Genomic DNA, 20,758 nt, shown 5'->3' with positions numbered 1-20,758 from the left:
ATTAAATCAATAGAAATGGGTGTTAATCTTGCGAAAAGTTGTGTTAGTTGTCGGAGGAGCAAAAGGAATTGGTGGAGAAGTTGTTGAACAGGTTTCGGAATTTTTTGAAGACATAGTAGTTCTAGATTATAACAAAAATGCATTGGAACAAAGTAAAAATAAAATGTTAGAAAAAGGCAAGAAAATTCACACATATCATATAGACATCCGTGATAGAAAAAAAGTTCAAAGCATCGTTCAACAAGTGGAAAATGAAATAGGAGCGATTCAAGCTTTAATCCATGTTGCGGGTGTTCTTCATGAAGGGAATCTCTGTGATCTTGAGGAACAGGAATGGGACGATATGTTTGATATTAATGTAAAAGGCGTATTCAATGTGACACAGGCAGTAAGTCGTATGATGAAGGAGCGCAAGGAAGGTGTCATTGTTACTGTTGGATCAAATGCTGCTTCGGTGCCTCGACTTGGAATAGGAGCTTATGGTGCTTCAAAGGCAGCGACTATCATGTATATGAAGAGTTTAGGCTTAGAATTGGCACCTTATAATATTCGCTGCAATATCGTATCACCTGGTTCAACTTATACAGACATGCAGACTTCTCTTTGGACGGATGAGTCAAGTGAACAAAAAGTAATTGAAGGAAATCTTGAAAATTATAAAGTAGGAATTCCTTTAAGAAAAATAGCCAAGCCTTCTGATATCGTTGGGGTTATTTTGTTTCTAATATCTGAGTATTCAAATCATATTACTATGAGCAACATTGTCGTTGATGGTGGAGCTACATTAGGGGCCAATGCATAAGGAGGAGCGGTATATGAAAGTGACCAAAGAAAAGAAGGAATTATCAGAACTTATTAGATCCTATCAAGAAGGAGATAGCTTTTTAAAGACACCGATTAAAACAATTTTGGGTAGAGGATGTAAGAAGAAGATTAAAGTAGATGAGCCTTGTACTTTTAATGATTTGGAATCAGCTATTCAAAATGCGCTGTCCACCATTGTTGAAAATGGAGAGGAAAAGCCGGTAGTTATTGGTGCTATACCTTTTGATACGACAAGACAACCAGCTTTAATAGTGCCGAAAGAAACGTTAATATTTGATAGCAAATCGTTAAATAAGGAGTTGACTGTTTCGCCATGTATGAAAGGTGCAAAAAGAATTGAACAAGTACCTTCCGGCAAAACTTTTGAAAAAATGGTCCAACAATCAGTTCAACATATTCATGAAACAACCCTTAAAAAAGTGGTACTCGCTAGAACATTAGACATTTCATCTGAAGGAAAAGTAAGTGTACCTTTATTGATTGAGTCTTTAGCGAAAAGCAATACAAAAGGATACACCTTTGCTATAAATACGGGGGATAAAGAGGTAGCTACACTTGTAGGGGCTAGTCCAGAGCTTCTAATACGCAAAAGTGGCAATACCGTAATCGCTAATCCTCTAGCGGGATCTAGAAAAAGAACACATAACAAAGAACAAGATCAAAAATTAGCTGAGAGCTTATTAAATTCAGAGAAAGATTTGCATGAACATAAAGTAGTAGTTGATATGGTATGTAGAGAATTAAAACCTTTCTTTAAAACAATAGAAGTACCAAATCATCCTTCCATTTTATATACGGATTCAATGATTCACCTATCAACAGTCATTTCTGGAGAACTTTTAAATCCACAAATTTCTTCATTAACTCTAGCAAGTGCTCTTCATCCAACACCAGCGGTTTGTGGAGAACCAAGAAGAGAAGCTTTTCAATTGATTCAAGATATTGAGCCATTTGATCGTAGCTTTTTCACTGGGATTGTAGGATATATGGAGGCTAGTGGTGATGGTGAATGGATAGTCACAATACGTTGTGCCCAAGTAAAAGAACAACATATCACAGTTTATGCTGGAGCTGGAATTGTTGAGTCCTCAGTACCACAAGATGAAAAGAATGAAACGGGAGCAAAATTCCAAACGATGCTACATGCAATGGGGATACAAAAGGAAGAAATTTAATAGTCATGGTTTGAATCTAGAAATTTATCTATATATAGGGGAGTGTTTATATTGTCAATACCAAAGATTAAATCATATGAAATGCCGAAATCTGATATAGAAAATAAAGTTCACTGGAAACCACAAGCTGACAAGGCAGTTTTACTTATACATGATATGCAACAATACTTTCTTAACTATTATGATCAACAGCAATCACCTATACCTGAGTTAATTGCAAATATTAAAAAAATAAAAGAAAAATGTGAATCACTAAAAATACCGATTATTTACACTGCTCAACCTGGAAACCAAAAGGCTGAAGATCGTGCACTTCTAACGGATTTTTGGGGCACCGGTCTTGAAGAAAAGAAAGAACAAACAGCTATTATTTCTCAACTTTCTCCAAGTGATAATGATATGGTGTTAACTAAATGGCGTTATAGTGCATTCAAAAAAAGTGAATTACAAGATTTGATGAAAACTTGGGGAAGAGATCAGCTTATTATCTGTGGGGTATATGCACATATTGGCTGTTTACTAACAGCAGCAGATGCTTTTATGTATGATATAAAACCATTCTTTGTAAAAGATGCTGTTGCAGATTTCACAAGAGAAGATCACCAAATGGCAATTCGATATGCAGCCGAAAGATGTTCAACGACCATCTCAACAAATCAGTTAGTGGAAGAGCTATAAAAGTTGCAGACATAATATATTTCAAGCCTTGTGAAAAAAACTAATAAATTATAACTCGGATAACATAATATTTTCTAAAAAATATTGATTTACAAACATTCTACGAGTATCATAATGATAGAAAATTCAATAAAAGTACAAGGTGCCTTTTACAAAAGGAGAATAGGGAATGAAGTGAAAATCTTCAGCGGACCCACCACTGTAGAGGAAAGTTTGAACGAAAATGCCACTGGACAATGTCTGGGAAGGCCTATTCAAATGTAGACCCTGAGCCAGGAGACCTGCCTTGATACTTGTTGACACAGATGATGGAAAAGTCTGCGGTTTATTTGTAATACAAATAAACTGCAGGCTTTTAATTTTATTCGGGAGAGATGAAAAATGAACTTACTAAAACAAACTGTTGGGAAAATTAAAGACCTTGATGGAGAAATGATGGCAAAGGCAAGACAAAGAGTGGATAATTTGATTAAACCACCTAATAGTCTTGGCAAATTAGAAAGTCTAGCTATACAATTATCAGGGATTACAGGAGAACTTTTCCCAGCGATTGATCAAAAAGCGATTATTGTAATGGCTGCAGATCACGGTGTTTACGAAGAAGGCGTTACAAGTAATCCACAAGAAGTAACATTTGCGCAAACTCTTAATATTGCAAAAGGAATCACAGGGGTAGGGACTATTGCAAAAGTTTCAAACGCAAAAATTGTCACTGTTGACGTTGGTGTAAAAGTGGATATTCCGACTGATGCTGGCGTGATTAATCGTAAAATTAGAAGAGGTACTGCCAATTTTACAAAAGGGCCAGCTATGACAAAAGAAGAAGCCATTCAATCATTAGAAGTAGGGATTGAAATTGCCAATGCAGAAATTCAAAATGGGGTGAATTTGTTAGGAACAGGTGAAATGGGTATTAGTAATACAACACCAAGTACTGCTATATTATCGGTATTGGCGGGTTGTGATCCAAAAGAAATTACAGGTAGAGGGGCAGGTCTCGGACATGGCGGTTTAGCCCGTAAAATAGAAGTGATTCGAAATGCCATTGCAACAAATCAACCAGATTCAACTGATGCAATCGATATACTAGCAAAAGTTGGAGGATTAGAAATTGGTGGTATGGCAGGGGTTATGCTTGCAGCAGCTGCCAATCGAGTACCAGTAGTCGTTGATGGCTATATTTCAACAGCTTCCGCACTTATCGCCACAACGATTGAACCGAAAGTGAAGGATTATCTCATCACATCTCACGCAACAGATGAGCCAGGTGGTAAAAAAGCTAGTGAACTACTAGGCAAAGAACCAATGCTCAAAATGGATATGTGTCTAGGTGAAGGTTCTGGAGCAGCATTAGCTTTTCCAATCATCGATGCAGCATGCAGCATGATGAAAAACATGCCAACCTTTGAAGAAGTAGGGATGGAAATATAAAATTTCATCTCGTGATTAGCATTGAATGCCTGAAAGCTGCCTTTGTATAGAACAAGGCAGCTTTTCTAATTCAACAGGATTGAAAGACGCATTGAAATACATATTGTTGCAAAAAAGGCTATCCCGTAATGGAACAGCCTCGGCCTTTAAATCTCTTAATCTAAAATATTAATTTACTCGTTGAATTCTTCCTTCCACTTTATACTCGAATGGAGAAGATAATGTTTTTACAAATTCAACTGTTGCATCTAAGTCAGTTGGTCCAACTTCCATGTCTTTAGAAAGTGCACCAAAACTAGTATCGATATTACCATACATATAGTTGTTTACGACAACTGTGTATTCTTTTGTTGGGTCAATTTTACTGCCGTCTGGCAAAATAATATCGACTACTTTTCCGGCTTTTGTTGTATCGTCATACGTGTAAGTGTATTTGAAGCCAGAAACATGATAATCAAGACCTCTTGCAGTAATTTGTTCATCTAGTATAACGCGTAAGTCCGCGCCACTGAGTTTAACTTTATTAAGAACATTGCCAAATGGTTGAATGGCAAATAAGTCGCCGAAAGTAACTTTACCAGCATTTAATGGAGCGCGCACTCCACCGCCATTCATTAAGGCAAAATCTGCATTCATAGCATTTTTCATACCATCAGCGATTAAATTTCCTAAAGCTATATCACTGTTTTTCCTTGTAACAGTTGGATATCCTTTTTCAAGGAATGTTGTTGAAGCACCAACTTCCTGTGCTTTAATCGGTTCAGCTTTATCCGCGTACTTTTTCATAATCGCGGATACTTGTGGATCTGGTGTGTAGTCGTTTTGGTATACTGTTTTAATCTCCGCAGATTTGTTAATAATATCGCCTGTCTTTGGATCAATTTCGACCTCTACATCAGAGAAAGCAGAGCCGTATGAGTATGCTTGGACGATTAATTTGTTATCTACTACACGATTTACTTTAACATGATTATGTGCTGAGAAAATAACATCTACCTCATCATCAATTTGTTCTGCAATCTTACTTGCATCAAATGCATCTGTATAGCCTGTTTGTGAAGCAGGATTGTGTGCAAGAATTACGATTGATTTGATTCCTTTTTTCTTCAATTCTTCCGTGTATTTATTAATCGCTTCTACTTCATCTGTGAATTTCAGCGTTTCATTTCCTTTTTGGACAATCATAGAAGGCGTTTCTTGTGTAACTACACCAATAACACCAATTTTTTGACCACCAGAAGTAAGAATTGTATAAGGATCTGTGATTAGTTTTCCGTCACGAGTGTCATATGCATTTGCAGCAACTTGTGGAAAATTCATCCCGTCATAACCAGGTGTACCGTTTGGATGGTCGCCACCTTTGATCATTCGTTTTAGTTCATCAATTCCTTCATCAAACTCATGATTACCAAATGTTCCTGCGTCAAAGCCAATTGATTCTAATACTTCAATTGTTGGTTCATCTTGGAAAAGTGCCGAAATTAATGGGCTACCACCAATCATGTCTCCAGAATGTAAGATAAGTGTATTTGGATTAGTAGCTTCTTCTTTTCTTAATGCTGCAGTAGTATATTCCATACTTCCTGTATTTAAATTTCCAAGCTTAGTAATTGTATCAAGTTGACCATGTAAATCATTTACACCCAATAGTTGAACTTTAACTGGGTCACTACTATTATCTTTATTTTTTAAATTTATATTAAAAATTCCGAAGCCTTTTGAATCTGTTTTACCTGTGTAATAGAATGGGCTTCCGTTTTTAATATATTGTTCAGCTTTTGGAGAAGTTGTGAACGTTACATTGACATCGGCATTGATTGGAGCAAGGGACCAGTTTTGATCAGCTGTTGGTGTAATTTCGTTTTGTTCTGAAATGTAATCCATCAAAATTTGGCGGTTTTCATCTGCAGAATCTACAACTAACTCACTGCCTTTAAGTCCTGGGAAGTTACCACCACCACCAGCACGATAATTATTTGTAACAACTACAAATTCCTGATTTGGATCGATTGGTTTTCCGTTATATTTTAGATTAATAACACGACTTGAATTTGGATTTTCTAATGCTCCAGTCGTTGAGTATTTAGCTGGTTTTGTCACATCAATTTGGTATTCAATGCCGTCAATAACATCAAAGTTATATACTCGGAAATCTGGATTAAGTAACTCTTGTTTATCTGTTTTATTTGGATCAATTGTATTAAATTGACCTGCAGACATTTCAATCCACTCTTTTACGACAGAACCTTTAATTTTCACAGCTTTTAAAGTGTTGTCATAGAGATATAGATCACCAGCACTACGGATCGTTAAATCACCTTTTTTGATCTCAGTGTACTCATCTACACCGTTACGACCAGCTTTAAATGGTGCACCTACTGATAATATAGGTAATTCTTTCAGTTCAGGCTTGTTCAGTTTTATATACTTTTCGACATACCATTTTTGTGCATTTGTTACAACTTGAATTGAAGGATCATCTTGAACAAGGGCAAAGTAGCTGTAAATATCATCAGTCGTTTTACCGATTGGCGTATTCACATAATTTATTGTTTTTTCATGAGTAGATTTTACAGCTTTTACGATCTTGGCATCAGGTTTTACAGTATCAATCTCTCTTGTGGAAGATTGAGAAGTAGAAACAGACCATTTACCGTTCACTTTCTTTAAGGAAAGATCAATAATACCTAATGAACCACCGCCATATCCAGCTTGCACAGCAGGGACACCGTTAATCGTACCTTTTTTGTTGTCAACACCAGGAAGAGGTTGGCCATTTGCATCTTTGAACAAAGCATCTAGACTGGCAATGTCTTTTGCAGGAAATACTTTATGCGTATGTGAGAAAGTAATTGCATCGATTCCAGGCACTTTAGTTAAAGAGTATACAGTGTCTTCAGTATTTACTTTTGAACCATTGAATCCGGAGTGGGCAAGAGCAATTACGATATCAGCACCTTTTTTTCTCATAGTAGGTACATATTTTTTCGCTGTTTCAATAATGTCTTTTGTGATTACTTTGCCATCAAGATTTGCTTTATCCCATTCGTTGATTTGTGGAGGAACAAAACCTATGTAGCCAATTTTAATGACATTTGTTTTACCTGATTCATCTTTTACTTTCTTCTTGATAATTTTATAAGGTGTGTATTTATTTTTATCATTCTTTGGATTTTTGTCGTGGTCATCCACATATACATTTGCGTTTACAACTGGAAAATCAGCATCATCATATACTTCATCAAGATATTTTAAACCATAGTTGAATTCATGATTTCCAAATGTTGCAATATCATAATCCATAATATTCATAGCTTTTATAGCTGGATGCACTTCTTTATCCTTTAAAGGTTTAATTTTTGCTTTATAAGTGCCAAGTGGTGTTCCTTGAATGAGATCTCCGTTATCTACTAACACGGAGTTTTTAACTTGTGATCTTGCCTTTTTTACAAGTGTAGCTGTTTTAGCTAATCCTAATTTAGGAGCATCACTATTTTTGTAGTAGTCAAAGTCAAGTAGGTTCGTGTGTACATCTGTTGTTTCCATAATGCGTAGATTTACTTTCGATTGGACTTTTTGTTTGGAAGATTTAGCTGCCTCCGCATCAAAAGTCATAAAGGATGAGGCTAACAAACTAATTGCAAGTGCACTAGATAAGACCTTAAAACCTTGAAATTTCCCATTAAATTTCAAACATACCACCCATTCTTTTGTGAATTTTGAGACCGAATCTCTCCTAGAATATAGCATTAAAATTGTTAATATGGTGTATATTATTTATTAAATGGTAAAATTAAACCTAATATTCTTCCTTATTAGACAAAAGATAGTAATATATAATTGTTTCTCTAAATGAAATTTTATAGGATAAAAGTATAACTTTGGCGATTTTTATAGAAATAATACGTTTTAACGAGAAAAAGTAGTGAATCGTAAACGCTTCAAAAATACCCATATGAGTTCAGGCTCACATGGGTTAAATAAATTATCTTAATATGAAATTGTATTTTCGTGAAGGGAAATCAGCCCCTAATTTATTGATTTCAACTTTTGCATTTTCGATGAGATTCCGCGCTTTTGCTTTTGTGGCATCATCTAGTTTTTTGATTTTTTCACTAGGATGGTTCTTCGGCAAAGTAATGCCTAAAGCTTTTAATTGTCGATCAGCTTCCTCTTTGGAAATAGTTCCGTTCTTTACTTTCTGGAAAATTTCTTTGACTTTAGCTTTGGTGTTGTCATCCAATTTTGAGAATTGATCACTCTTTGGATGGTGTTTCGGTAAAATGATGCCCAATTTCTTTAGTTGAGCTAATCCTTCTTCTTTTGTAATCTTCCCATCCTTCATTTGTTTCATAATTTCTTTAACTTTTACTTTTGTTTCGTCATCCAATTTCTCGAACGTTTTACAATGTGGCTTTTTTGGTACCGTAACCCCTAATTTCGTTAAATCCTCATCCAACTTGTTTAGAACAGTCTTCACTTTTTGCTGAGTAACTGCATCGAGCTTTGAATTTTTTTCGGATGCAAATACATCTTGTTGAGCGGTTGTAGTACTAAACATCATGCTAAATGTAAGAGCACAAGTTAGTAAAAAGGCACTTAGTATATTATTTCTTTTCATATGATGTTCACTCCTTCATGTAAGATTTAAATATCTCTTGATAAAATTTTTGGTTAAAATGAACTCTCTTAAATAAGGTTCACTTTATATTGCCCAATAATAATAAAAATAAAAGGGGAAAATGGATTTCTTCTATATAACATAAATACGTTAAAATTCAGCGAGAATATTAAAGCATTAATATAGAAGAAACTCAATAACAAAAGAATTTTTAGTATAAGAATTCAAACATTAGTTATCCCATTTGTGAGATCTCCATGAAATTACACAACCAGGTCAACTACGAATACATCAAATTTAAAAAAATCTAAAATTAATATTGTATTTTTATAAATAACATAGTATATTTATTCTATAATATGAAAAATTAATATTGTTTTAATATTCTTAATTTTATATAATAAAATTTAACTAGAAATAGTTATTTAATATTGGGGATATTTCAAAAAAATATTAACATCTAGGGGGTTATTTAATGAAAAAGAGAAAAAAATTATTATCAATGTTCATATCAGCGCTTGCAGTATCAATGCTATTAGCAGCATGTGGTTCAGATCCAAAAGAATCAAGTTCAGGTGATGGATCAGGAGCAAAAGATAAACTAGTAGCAGGAACAGAAGCTACATTTGCACCATTCGAATTGTTGGATGATAATGGTAAAGTTGTAGGTATTGATGTAGATATTTTAAATGCTATTGGTGATGAAACAGGCAAAAATTTTGAGGTTAAAAATATTGGTTGGGAACCAGTTTTCCAACAAGTAACAAATGGTGAAATCGATTTAGGTGCATCAGGTATTACAATTACAAAAGAACGTAAAGAATCATATGATTTTACAGATCCTTATTTCGAAGCAACTCAATTAATTGTTGTTAAAAAAGACTCAAAAATAAAATCTATTGAGAATTTAAAAGATAAAAAAATTGCCGTTCAAATTAACACAACAGGGCATATAGCCGCAAAAAAAATATTAGGAAAATCAAGTTCTAAAATCAAAGCTTACGAAAATCAACCACTTGCATACCAAGAAGTTATTAATGGATCAGTCGATGCTGCAATTGGTGATAATGCCGTTATACACGAATATTTGAAAAATAATCCAAATGCAAAATTGAAAACAATCGAGGACGATGCTTTTGAAAAAGAATATTATGGATTTATGGTGAAAAAGGGTAATAAAGAAGTACTAGATCTATTAAATAATGGTCTTAAGAAAATAAAAGAAAATGGTAAACTAGCTGAAATTACAGGCCAAGAACTTAAATAATTGGAGGTATCCAGATGAACTTCTTTGATATGCGCTGGGATATTATCTGGAATTATCGTGAGATATTTTTACATGGTATCTGGGTAACCATTTCTTTAACCATTTGTGGTTATTTAGGTGGTCTTATACTGGGAATCTTATTAGGTCTTGGTAAAACGTCAAAAAGAAAGTGGATTTATTGGCCAGCGAAATTATATGTAGATTTATTTCGCGGCACACCGATGCTTGTTCAAATTTTAATCATCCATTTAGCTCTGATTCCTTCTATTTTTGGTCAGTCTTATGGCTTTATGGTATCGGGAATTATTACACTTATATTAAATAGTGGGGCATATATTGCAGAAATTATGCGTGCAGGTATAGAGTCAATTGATAAAGGACAAATGGAGGCAGCTCGTTCTCTTGGTTTAACGAAAAATAAGGCAATGATCAAAGTGATTTTGCCCCAAGCATTTCGTCGAATGATACCGCCATTAGGAAACGAGCTAATCGCACTTTTAAAAGACTCATCACTTGTAACTGTGATTGCAGCTAATGATATTTTATATGCAAGTAAAGTTGTGGCAGGAGCTTCTTTCCGAATTTGGGAGCCATATATAGCTGCTGCAGTTTTATATCTAATCCTAACTTTTGTCTTGACGAAAATTATTGCTTTTATTGAAAAAAGATTTAGCAATAACTTCAATCCTAGAAAGAAAAATAATGGTAAAAAAGGTCATTCGCAAAGCAAAGATGAAGGGCGGGTTGCGGCATGATCAAGATTAAAAATTTACACAAAAATTATGGTAACCTGGAAGTTTTAAAAGGTATCGATTACGACATAAAAGAGAAAGAAGTAGTTTGTGTCATCGGACCTTCTGGTTCAGGGAAAAGTACGTTTTTAAGATGTTTAAATTTACTTGAAGAAGTTTCAGATGGTGAAGTTTTTATTGGTGATGTAAAGGTAAATGATCCAAAAACAGATATCAATGAAATACGTACAGAAGTAGGGATGGTTTTTCAACAGTTTAATCTATTCCCACATATGACTGTTATCGATAACATTACAATGGCGCCGATACAAGTTCGTAAAATGGCAAAAAAAGATGCGGAGAAATTAGCATTAGAGTTATTAGAAAAAGTAGGACTTCAAGCAAAGGCAGACAATTATCCAGAGCAACTTTCTGGTGGCCAACAACAGCGTGTGGCTATTGCACGTGCCCTTGCCATGAAACCGAAAGTTATGCTATTTGATGAACCAACATCTGCGCTAGATCCAGAGATGGTGAAAGAAGTTTTGGATGTTATGAAACAATTAGCTGAAGAAGGAATGACAATGGTGATCGTAACACATGAAATGGGATTTGCTCGTGAAGTAGCTGATCGGGTTATTTTCATGGATGGTGGATATATTGTAGAAGAAGGTCATCCTGAAGAAGTGTTCGGTAATACTCAAAACGAACGTACTAAGTCATTTTTAGGTAAAGTTTTATAAATGCGAAAATCCATTCAGTGAAGTTCTGCTGAATGGATATTTCTTTTTAAGGCATATATACGTGCTACCTTGTAAATCGATTAGCATAACAGGAGGCAACGAAAGCTTCTGGTTTAATCTTTGGCTCTACGCCGATGGACTCTATTCTGGCTACCATTTCATTTACAAATTCTCGTGTCTTATTTCGTTTTCCAGCTCCAATATCAATATGTCCCTCCATCGTAAATGTTGAACCTTCATATAAATATGGGAGTACAATGTCAATAAGCTGTTTCTTTTTCTCCTCTGTGAAAAGTGCAACAATTTCTTCAGTAAATGACAATTCTAACGAAATTCTTTCATGTAAATGTAGCATTTTACGTGGTACAATCACTCTTCTAATACATGCCCATACCCCGTGCCCTTCTTCTAAAATTACGATACCTGTTATAAACACAGTATGAGATTTATGAACTTGCGAATCAGTGCCTACAATTAGCCGATAATGGCCTCTTGGATTTTGATTCATAAATTGAATAATATGTTGAAAAACATCTTCAAACGTCATATTTTTTTCTTGCAGATTTTGAAAAGGATCGTAACGAAATGAGGTCCCCATTTTTCACCGCTTCTTTCCTTAAATAAGATAAATATGTGTTATACAGTATATCCAAATGTTTTTTATTTCGTGCAAGTGAAAAAATACAGTCTATTGATTTGCATAACACCCCGTATCAATATTTCCTCTATAAAATAATTATATTTTTTGTAATGTATTTTATTCAGAAATAACATAGTAAATTGCTATAGAATGTATCTTTAGATGGGATTTTTATTTTTTTAACAAATTAATCAATTAAAAAGAAAAGACTTGAATATTGTTTTTAATTGTTTGATAATTTAAAATATACAAAAAGTAGGAGATGTACATAGATGGGGAATTTAAGTAATGGTTTAGAAAATCGTGCACGTTTGTTAGTGAAATGCCCGGATAAACCTGGGATTGTTTCTGTATTGTCTTCTTTTCTACACAGTCACAATGCAAATATAATTGAATCTAGTCAGTTTTCAACGGATCCAGTGAATGGAACTTTCTTTATACGAATTGAATATCATTGTGATTATTTACAAGAAAAAGCAGCTGATATGGAATTGGAATTTAAGGGAATCGCAAAAAATTATCAGATGGATTATCATTTTTATTATCTAAATATTCGCCAACGTTCTGCAATCTTTGTTTCAAAAGAAACGCACTGTTTGTTAGAATTGCTGTGGGAATGGCAAAATGGCGACTTAGATACAGATATTGCACTTGTAATCAGCAACCACGAAACAGCAAGACCAATGGTTGAAGCATTGGGTATTCCATTCTTCTATATACCTGCTAATAAGGATATTCGTAAACAAGTAGAAGAAGAGCAAATTCGTTTAATGGAAAAATATAAAGTGGATGTTCTAATTTTAGCTCGATATATGCAAATTTTAACACCTGATTTTGTTAATCATTTTAAAAATAGAATCATTAATATTCATCATTCGTTTTTACCTGCATTTATAGGGGCTGGTCCTTATGAACGCGCATTTGCAAGAGGAGTGAAATTGATTGGTGCAACTTCTCATTATGTCACAAATGATTTAGACGAAGGACCAATAATTGAGCAAGACGTTGAACGTGTAGATCACAGAGATAATGCAGCACAGTTGAAAAAAATCGGAGCCAAAATTGAACGCCGCGTCTTAGTAAAAGCGGTGAAATGGCATTTGGAAAATCGAATTATTGTAGAAGGAAATAAAACAATTGTGTTTCACTAGACATTAGGGGCTACCTAAATATAAGGTAAGCTCCTAATTTATTTGCAAATATATAAATTCTAAGCAAAGGTTTGTGAAATAAAGTGAAATTTTTAGCGATAGTTTTAATTATAATTTTATTAACGCTTGGATTAGAAGTAGTTTTTAATAAATTATTAGGTGTAGAAAAAACGAAAATTGCAGATACCCCTGGGAGAGAAGTTGATAGAAGGGGAAGAAAAATTATTCTTGTAAGTATTATATTTTTACTAATTTTAAGTAATGTATTCAATTTTAGTTTTCTGGATACCAAGTGGTGGTGGCTAGGATATTTCATCATTTTGGCTGGTTTCCAAATATTTATGGAATGGAAATATATTAAGAATTCAAAACAATATCTAACATCTATCATTCTTTCTATCATATGTCTTGTAATGTTAATATTAGCAATTAGATATATTTGAGACTAGATAAAGTAAAAAAGCTGTCCATCGTAGGTTTAAACCTTTCAGGACAGCATTGTTCTATTATTTCATTTTTAAATATTGATCATAACCTTTCAAACGTAAATGGCAAGCTGGACATGTTCCGCAGCCATCACCTTTAATGCCATTATAGCAAGTTAACGTTTTCGTCCGAACATATTCCAATTTCCCCATATCATCTGCCATTTTCCATGTCTCTGCCTTATCTAACCACATCAAAGGCGTATGAATAACAAGCTGTTCATCCATTGCAAGGTTTAAAGTTACGTTTAATGATTTCACAAAATCATCCCGGCAATCTGGATAACCGCTAAAATCTGTTTCACATACCCCTGTAATAATATGTTTTGCTCCAACTTGGTTCGCCAAAACCCCTGCAAATGATAAAAATAATAAGTTGCGTCCAGGCACAAAAGTTGAAGGTAATGCACCGTCTTCCCCAGCTTTAACCTCTATATCATCTCGAGTAAGTGCATTTGGTGCTAACTGATTTAGTAAAGACATATCTAAAATATGATGTTTTACACCAAGTTCTTCTGCTATTTCTTTTGCACAGTCAATTTCTGCTACATGGCGTTGGTTGTAATTAAATGTAACAGCCTCAACTTCTTTAAACGTTTGTAATGCCCAAAACAAGCAAGTAGTACTGTCTTGACCACCACTAAAAACGACAATTGCTTTTTCATCTTTTAACATTGATTTCACCCTCCAATTTAACTAGCAAATTCTGTTTTAGTAAAACGAGTAAAATGTAAAGCCATTACGCCAATAATTTGCATGCTAATTTTAATAATTACTTGACCTAAAATAGCCATCCAAACCGCATTCCAAGGCACCATTCCAGCACCAAGAGGGGATAAACCAATAATGACGAATATGGAAGAATCTAAAATACCCCCGAAAATGCCACTATACATAATTCTCATACTAATTGAAGCTTTTAATCTTGAATAGATTTCAGTATCCGTTGTTTCAGAAACAGCAAAGCTTACCGCACTTGCAAATACAATCCAAAGTGTATCCCCTAGAAGATAGCTAGATATTGCTGAAAGTATTAATGCTAAGCCGATAAAAAGGTAGGTCTTTTTCTTACCATATTTGTTTTGAACAAGATCACGCAGTATAAACGTAGCTCCTATTAGAAAGGATCCATAAGGTATGATGAACACGCCAAGTTGCAAAGGCGTAAAATTTGCAGTTATCACATTTGCTAACACAATTGCACAAAGATATAAAAATATTCTCATTGAAAAGTCTCCTCTGAAATTATGAATTTAAACCATCGATGAAATTACACACATTATGTAATGAACTTTTCAAAATAAAATAAACCCATATCTCACAACACCTCCCTGAATGCTAAAAATAAGGAGGATGCTAGCAAAATAAAAAACTATATCCTAAAGATATAGTTTATCCCTAGTTTTTTATAGAGGGTTGTTCTAGTACCTCTCCTACATTTAGTAAGTTTTTTTATTCAATTCAAATGTAATTTTATCATAAAATCTCATAATATTGTCTCAGTATATTGGATTTTTTTAAATTTGATTGAATAAATCTTTATAAAATGAGAAGCAAAGCAGCCTAAAATCTCCAAGAAGGTACGAGTTGATAAAGGAGACCTGAGTTGTGATAAAGGAGACCCGAGTTGTGATAAAGAGAGCCTGAGTTGTGATAAGGAGACCCGAGTTGTGATAAAGAGAGCCTGAGTTGTGATAAAGGAGACCCGAGTTGTGATAAAGGAGACCCGAGTTGTGATAAAGAGAGCCTGAGTTGTGATAAAGGAACTGAGTTGTGATAAAGAGAGCCTGAGTTGTGATAAAGGAGACCTGAGTTGTGATAAAAGAGACCTGAGTTGTGATAAACAAAGCCCCGGTTGTGATAAAAAGATCACAGTAGTCATAAACAAACTTAATTATAAAAAATCCCACCACTTTCATTCAATTTAAACCATCGTTAAATTCCTTAATAGGACATACGGTAACAAAATAATTACTACCAATTTAAAATACATCACCATAAATTACTAGAAATCATGCATATCCTTCAAAAATAAAAATATCCTAGTTTTATAAAGCTCATTAATAATGGACAAGTAAAAAATACAAAACGAAGTCAACTAAATGGTAGTTTATAAAACTAAAGTTATCGGAGGGTTCCAGATGTCAAAAGTTTTAAATTATATTAATGGTGAGTGGTTGGAAGGTTCGACAGGAAAGTTTGTACCAGTTATGAATCCTGCAAACGGAAAAGTTTTAGCGGAAGTAACACAATCTACTGATGAAGATGTCCAACTAGCGGTACAAGCTGCAAAAGAAGCACAAAAGTTATGGAGATTAGTTCCTGCTCCTGAACGAGCAGATATTTTATATAAAGTGGCTTATCTATTAAAAGAAAGAAAAGAAGAGATTGCACAAGTTTTAACGAGTGAAATGGGAAAAGTGATTGATGAAGGAAGAGGAGAAGTACAAGAAGCGATTGATATGGCTTATTACATGGCCGGAGAAGGGCGCCGACTCTTTGGTGATACAATCCCATCAGAACTTCGCAACAAATTTGCGATGAGTGTAAGAGTACCTGTAGGCGTTGTTGGCATTATAACACCGTGGAATTTCCCAATCGCGATTGCTTCTTGGAAATCGCTACCTGCGCTAGTAGCTGGCAATGCAGTGGTTTGGAAACCAGCGACAGAAACGCCGATGACAGCGCAAGAGTTTGTGAAGATCTATGAAGAAGCCGGTTTACCAAAAGGCCTTATCAATTTAGTAAATGGTTCAGGAAGCAAAGTCGGCAATGCACTGGTTGAGCATCCAGATATCGATATTATCTCGTTTACCGGTTCAAACGAAGTAGGAAAAGCAATCAATGGCCGTGCTGGGGAATTGTTAAAGAGGACATCACTTGAAATGGGTGGAAAAAATGCCATTACCGTTTTAGAAGATGCTGATTTAGACCTTGCTGTAGAAGGTATTCTTTGGGGTGCATTTGGTACAGCAGGCCAAAGATGTACAGCAACAAGCCGTGTAATTGTACATCAAGATGTAAAGAAAGCATTAGAAGAAAAGCTAATAAGCCGTATTCATGAATTAAAGATGGGCGATGGACTTGATGAAACAGTTAAAGTTGGACCTGTTATCAATAGAGAAGCTTTAGAAAGAATCGATGAATATGTCAAGATTGGCCAAGAAGAAGGGGCAATCCTATTAGCAGGCGGTAAGATCGTCACTGAAAATGGTTTAGATAGCGGCAATTACTATGCACCAACGATTTTCACAAATGTAACACCAGATATGCGTATAGCAAAAGAAGAAATCTTTGGACCAGTAGTGTCAATCATTTCTGTAGAAAATTTAGATGAAGCTGTGAAAGTGAATAACAGTGTAGAATTCGGTCTTTCAAGTGCAATTTATACAGCAGATGTCAATAAAGCCTTTAAAGCTATGCGTGATTTAGATACAGGTATCGTATATATTAACGCAGGAACAACTGGAGCAGAAATTCACTTACCATTTGGCGGTACAAAAGGTACAGGAAATGGTCATAGGGATTCAGGTGTAGCTGCATTAGATGTCTATACAGAATGGAAATCGATTTATGTTGACTACAGTGGAAAATTACAAAGAGCTCAAATAGATAACAATTAATTCAAAAAATAACCTGCAATTTCTACTTTGGGAATGCAGGTTTCTACGTTATACAAGGGGTGACTAAAGTGGAGAAATTAACCGTTGTCGGTTCAGGTATCATGGGAAGAGGAATCGCATATACAGCAGCAATTAGTGGTTTCAATGTTGTTTTAAATGATGTCAATGAAGAAAATTTAAAGAAAGCACAATTATATATAGAAAAAGAATTGCTAAAAAGTGCAGAAAGAGGCTACTTAACAAGCAAGCAAGTTGAAATAGCTATGACAAATTTAAACTATACTACAGATTTACAAACAGCTGCTCATGATGCAGACATTGTGATTGAAGCTGTTTTTGAATTAATTGACATTAAGATTGATGTATTTAAAAAACTAGATGTAATCTGTCCAGAACATACAATTTTAGCAACGAATACATCTACGATGAGCCCTACAGAAATTGCAGCTCAAACGTCAAGGCCTGATAAAGTTGTGGCCATGCACTTTTTTAATCCAGTTCATAAGATGAAACTTATCGAAATTATACGAGGGCTGGATACGTCAGATGAAACGGTAGCAAAAGTGAAAGAAATCGGAGCGAAATTAGGAAAAGAAACAGTGGAAGTAAACGAGTTTCCTGGATTCGTCACTAGTCGTATGAATTGTCTTATTGGTAACGAAGCGATGAACATGTTGATGGAAGGTATTGCTTCAGCAGAGGATATTGATAAAGCGATGAAACTAGGATTAAATCACCCAATGGGACCACTAGAACTAGCTGATTTAGTCGGATTAGACTCACGCTTGCGAAATATGGAATATCTATACAAAACATTAGGTGAAAAATATAGGCCAAGTCCCCTGCTTATTAAATATGTCAAGGCAGGTCGCTTAGGGCGTAAATCAGGAACAGGTTTTTACAATTACGAAAGTTAGTAATTGGAGGCGGAAATCGTGACAATCGGAGAATGCAAGAAGCGAATATCAGCTAAAGATGCAGTAAAGATGATTCAAAAAGGAGATAGTCTATTAGTTGGTGGATTTGGCATTTGCGGTACGCCCTTTACTTTAATCGATACGATCACTGAATCCAATCACGCCAGAGAACTAACTATTATTAGTAATAATTTAGGAGAAGCCGGGAAAGGGTTAGGAAAATTATTAATCTCAAAACATATAAAAAAAGCGATTGGTTCCTATTTCACCACCAATCGAGATGCTGTTAAAGCTTGGAACAATGGAGAACTGGAAATAGAGCTTATTCCACAAGGATCACTTGCTGAAGCAATTCGTGCAGGGGGAGCAGGGATTGCTGGGTTCTATACTAAAACAGGTGTTGGTACAGAAATTGCAAAAGGTAAAGAAGAAAGAGATTTTGAAGGTGAAACGTATATATTCGTAAGGGGAATACGAGCAAGACTGGCGCTTATTAAAGCTGATAAGGCTGATACAATGGGAAACTTAGTTTACGCGAGAACTGCTCGTAATTTCAATCCGATGATGGCCACTGCAGCTGACATTGTCATAGCAGAAGTAGATGAAATCGTAGAAGCCGGTACATTAGATCCTGAACAAATCATCACACCTCACAATTATGTAGACTATGTGGTTCTTAATGATCGATATGAAAAAATTGGTGGTGAGTATGTTGAGCGAACAAAGTAATTCAAAAGATGCTCGGATTAGAATTGCTAAAAGAATTGTAAAAGAACTCCATGCAGGTTCGGTTGTCAATCTCGGTGTCGGTATTCCATCTTTAATCCAAAATTATTTGAAACCTGATAGTCATGTTTACCTTCAATCTGAAAATGGTCTTTTAGGAATGGGACCAACACCCCCAAAAGACGAGATCGATATGAACCTCATTAGTGCTAGCAAACACCCCATCTCTTTAGGAATAGGCTCTTCCCTTTTCTCAAGTGCGGATTCTTTCGCAATGATTCGGGGTGGTCATGTAGATATAGCAGTAATGGGTGCACTTCAAATTTCCGAAAAAGGAGAAATTGCCAATTGGGCTGTACCTGGAAAGGACATTTTAGGAGTCGGTGGAGCGATGGACTTAGTTGCAAGTGCCAAGAAGATTATAATTGCCACCACTCATGTTACTAAAGATCAAACGCCTAAAATTATTCAAAAACTTACTTATCCAAGTAGTGGCACTAGAGCGGCAAACCTGATTGTAACGGAAAAAGCTTTGTTTGAGGTGAAAGATAACACACTTCTATTAAAAGAAATCGCAGAAGACTCCTCATTACAAGAGATTAAACAGCTTACAGAAGCGCATTTTATCATTTCTGATGATCTTCAAACGATGAAAATTAACTGAGGTGAAAAATAGATGACTTATAAAAATATTCTCGTTCATCAAGAGAGGGAACTAGGATTTATAAAACTTAGCCGTCCAGAACAACGGAATGCATTAAATATAGAGACATTGCAGGAAATCGAAAAAGCGCTAGAGGAGATAAAAGCCAATCAAGATATACGTGTTGTTGTTATAACTGGGTCTGGTGAAAAGTCTTTCGCAGCTGGTGCAGATATTAAAGAATTAAACAAACGAACGATGATTGAAGCACTTCAACCAAATATGACTGCAACATTTCGAAAAATAGAAGAATATGAGAAGCCTACGATAGCAGCTATTAACGGATATGCTCTAGGTGGGGGATTAGAACTGGCTCTTACTTGTGATATAAGAGTGGCATCATTGAATGCCAAAATGGGATTACCGGAAGTGGGTTTGGGGATTATCCCGGGAGCAGGAGGAACGCAACGTCTCTCACGAACAATCGGCAAAGGGAAAGCAATGGAACTAATTTTAACAGGTGAAGTTATTTCAGCAGAAGAAGCAAAAAATATTGGACTAGTAAGTGCAGCTGTACCACAAGAGGAACTAATTGAAAAAGCAAAAGAATATGCAAGTAAGATCAGTATTAAGGGGCCATTAGCTTTACGATTAGCTAAAACCGCAGTTAACAGAGGAATTGATGTTGAAATGGAAACTGCACTATATTTAGAAAAGTTATCTCAAACTATATTAATGGGTTCATATGACAAACAAGAAGGAACTCAAGCGTTTCTAGATAAAAGAAAACCTCACTTTAAAGGGGAATAGGGGGAGCATAATGGATTTTACATTACCAGAGGAAATCCAATTGTTAAAAAAAGCCGTCCATGATTTTGTGCAAGGAGAAGTTGAGAAGGTAGCGATGGAAATTGAAGAAAATGACGAAATCCCAGAATCGATTGTGGAACAGTCAAAAGAAATGGGATTATTCGGTTTAAGTATTCCTGAAGAATATGGCGGACTAGGATTAGATATGGTTGGAAAATGTGCAATCTATGAGGAGTTAGGGAAAACACATAATGGCTATACTACATTACTCGGTGCCCATACAGGGATAGGT

The 20,758-nt window shown here is 35.2% G+C and carries 20 protein-coding genes and 2 riboswitches; of the genes, 15 read left to right on the top strand and 5 right to left on the bottom strand.

The window, feature by feature from the left end:
- Positions 1 to 19 precede the first annotated feature (19 nt).
- From Q0977_RS12540 to cobT, 4 genes are all read left to right on the top strand, one after another.
- Positions 20 to 802, top strand: coding sequence for a 2,3-dihydro-2,3-dihydroxybenzoate dehydrogenase (locus Q0977_RS12540; protein WP_367269476.1), 783 nt, complete (start codon positions 20 to 22; stop codon positions 800 to 802).
- Positions 803 to 815: 13 nt separating this feature from the next.
- A complete protein-coding gene (locus Q0977_RS12535; RefSeq protein ID WP_299514466.1) occupies positions 816 to 2,000 on the top strand; it encodes an isochorismate synthase in 1,185 nt (394 codons plus the stop codon).
- A gap of 42 nt (positions 2,001 to 2,042) precedes the next feature.
- Complete coding sequence (locus Q0977_RS12530; RefSeq protein WP_299514463.1) at positions 2,043 to 2,678, top strand: isochorismatase family protein; 636 nt, start codon at positions 2,043 to 2,045, stop codon at positions 2,676 to 2,678.
- A 123-nt stretch (positions 2,679 to 2,801) separates the two neighbouring features.
- Positions 2,802 to 2,982: riboswitch (cobalamin riboswitch) on the top strand.
- A 77-nt stretch (positions 2,983 to 3,059) separates the two neighbouring features.
- Entirely contained in the window at positions 3,060 to 4,109 is a 1,050-nt protein-coding gene (gene cobT, locus Q0977_RS12525) for a nicotinate-nucleotide--dimethylbenzimidazole phosphoribosyltransferase (protein WP_299514460.1), read from the top strand.
- A 168-nt stretch (positions 4,110 to 4,277) separates the two neighbouring features.
- Here the strand turns inward: cobT and Q0977_RS12520 are convergent, their stop codons facing one another.
- Positions 4,278 to 7,802: a bifunctional 2',3'-cyclic-nucleotide 2'-phosphodiesterase/3'-nucleotidase gene (locus Q0977_RS12520; RefSeq protein ID WP_299514457.1), complete on the bottom strand. Its 3,525-nt coding sequence runs from the start codon at positions 7,800 to 7,802 to the stop codon at positions 4,278 to 4,280.
- A gap of 292 nt (positions 7,803 to 8,094) precedes the next feature.
- A complete protein-coding gene (locus tag Q0977_RS12515; protein ID WP_119417194.1) occupies positions 8,095 to 8,730 on the bottom strand; it encodes a hypothetical protein in 636 nt (211 codons plus the stop codon).
- Between the two features lie 475 nt (positions 8,731 to 9,205).
- On the opposite strand from Q0977_RS12515, the gene Q0977_RS12510 reads away from it, so the two are divergent.
- Genes Q0977_RS12510 through Q0977_RS12500 form a run of 3 tightly spaced genes read left to right on the top strand, consistent with a single transcriptional unit; the run spans position 9,206 to position 11,471 of the window.
- Positions 9,206 to 9,997 carry a basic amino acid ABC transporter substrate-binding protein gene (locus Q0977_RS12510; RefSeq protein WP_299514450.1) on the top strand — a complete coding sequence of 264 codons (792 nt, stop codon included), beginning with the start codon at positions 9,206 to 9,208 and terminating at the stop codon, positions 9,995 to 9,997.
- Between the two features lie 14 nt (positions 9,998 to 10,011).
- A complete protein-coding gene (locus Q0977_RS12505; protein WP_299514447.1) occupies positions 10,012 to 10,752 on the top strand; it encodes an amino acid ABC transporter permease in 741 nt (246 codons plus the stop codon).
- Positions 10,749 to 11,471 carry an amino acid ABC transporter ATP-binding protein gene (locus tag Q0977_RS12500; RefSeq protein ID WP_299514444.1) on the top strand — a complete coding sequence of 241 codons (723 nt, stop codon included), beginning with the start codon at positions 10,749 to 10,751 and terminating at the stop codon, positions 11,469 to 11,471. The genes Q0977_RS12505 and Q0977_RS12500 overlap by 4 nt, the downstream gene beginning before the upstream one ends.
- 64 nt (positions 11,472 to 11,535) lie before the next feature.
- On the opposite strand, the gene Q0977_RS12495 is transcribed toward Q0977_RS12500, so the two are convergent.
- Positions 11,536 to 12,069, bottom strand: a complete 534-nt coding sequence (locus Q0977_RS12495; RefSeq protein ID WP_299514441.1) for a ribonuclease H-like YkuK family protein — start codon at positions 12,067 to 12,069, stop codon at positions 11,536 to 11,538.
- Between the two features lie 314 nt (positions 12,070 to 12,383).
- Between Q0977_RS12495 and purU the strand changes: the two genes are divergently transcribed.
- Positions 12,384 to 13,262, top strand: coding sequence for a formyltetrahydrofolate deformylase (gene purU / locus Q0977_RS12490; RefSeq protein WP_299514438.1), 879 nt, complete (start codon positions 12,384 to 12,386; stop codon positions 13,260 to 13,262).
- An 83-nt stretch (positions 13,263 to 13,345) separates the two neighbouring features.
- Positions 13,346 to 13,705: a DUF4181 domain-containing protein gene (locus tag Q0977_RS12485; protein WP_299514435.1), complete on the top strand. Its 360-nt coding sequence runs from the start codon at positions 13,346 to 13,348 to the stop codon at positions 13,703 to 13,705.
- Between the two features lie 63 nt (positions 13,706 to 13,768).
- Here the strand turns inward: Q0977_RS12485 and queC are convergent, their stop codons facing one another.
- Positions 13,769 to 14,422: a 7-cyano-7-deazaguanine synthase QueC gene (gene queC / locus Q0977_RS12480; protein ID WP_119417179.1), complete on the bottom strand. Its 654-nt coding sequence runs from the start codon at positions 14,420 to 14,422 to the stop codon at positions 13,769 to 13,771.
- 17 nt (positions 14,423 to 14,439) lie between these two features.
- Positions 14,440 to 14,973, bottom strand: a complete 534-nt coding sequence (locus tag Q0977_RS12475; protein ID WP_119417178.1) for a VUT family protein — start codon at positions 14,971 to 14,973, stop codon at positions 14,440 to 14,442.
- Positions 14,974 to 15,139: 166 nt separating this feature from the next.
- A riboswitch (PreQ1 riboswitch) is annotated at positions 15,140 to 15,184 on the bottom strand.
- Between the two features lie 704 nt (positions 15,185 to 15,888).
- On the opposite strand from Q0977_RS12475, the gene Q0977_RS12470 reads away from it, so the two are divergent.
- From Q0977_RS12470 to Q0977_RS12445, 6 genes are all read left to right on the top strand, one after another.
- Entirely contained in the window at positions 15,889 to 17,370 is a 1,482-nt protein-coding gene (locus tag Q0977_RS12470; protein ID WP_124218398.1) for an aldehyde dehydrogenase family protein, read from the top strand.
- 68 nt (positions 17,371 to 17,438) lie between these two features.
- On the top strand, positions 17,439 to 18,287 hold the full coding sequence (locus tag Q0977_RS12465) for a 3-hydroxyacyl-CoA dehydrogenase (protein WP_299514427.1): 849 nt from the start codon (positions 17,439 to 17,441) through the stop codon (positions 18,285 to 18,287).
- Positions 18,288 to 18,311: 24 nt separating this feature from the next.
- Positions 18,312 to 19,016, top strand: a complete 705-nt coding sequence (locus Q0977_RS12460; RefSeq protein WP_255416331.1) for a CoA transferase subunit A — start codon at positions 18,312 to 18,314, stop codon at positions 19,014 to 19,016.
- Complete coding sequence (locus Q0977_RS12455) at positions 19,000 to 19,677, top strand: 3-oxoacid CoA-transferase subunit B (RefSeq protein WP_299514424.1); 678 nt, start codon at positions 19,000 to 19,002, stop codon at positions 19,675 to 19,677. Before Q0977_RS12460 ends, Q0977_RS12455 begins: the two co-directional genes overlap by 17 nt.
- Before the next feature lie 12 nt (positions 19,678 to 19,689).
- Entirely contained in the window at positions 19,690 to 20,466 is a 777-nt protein-coding gene (locus tag Q0977_RS12450) for an enoyl-CoA hydratase/isomerase family protein (protein ID WP_299514421.1), read from the top strand.
- Positions 20,467 to 20,476: 10 nt separating this feature from the next.
- Positions 20,477 to 20,758: acyl-CoA dehydrogenase family protein (locus tag Q0977_RS12445; protein ID WP_299514418.1), on the top strand; the 282-nt coding region annotated here is incomplete at its 3' end.

The sequence above is a fragment of the uncultured Rummeliibacillus sp. genome, assembly GCF_934216135.1.
In the GTDB taxonomy this organism is placed as follows: Bacteria; Bacillota; Bacilli; order Bacillales_A; family Planococcaceae; genus Rummeliibacillus.
Note: the sequence above shows the minus strand (reverse complement) of the source record. Positions and strands in the feature narration are given on the sequence as shown.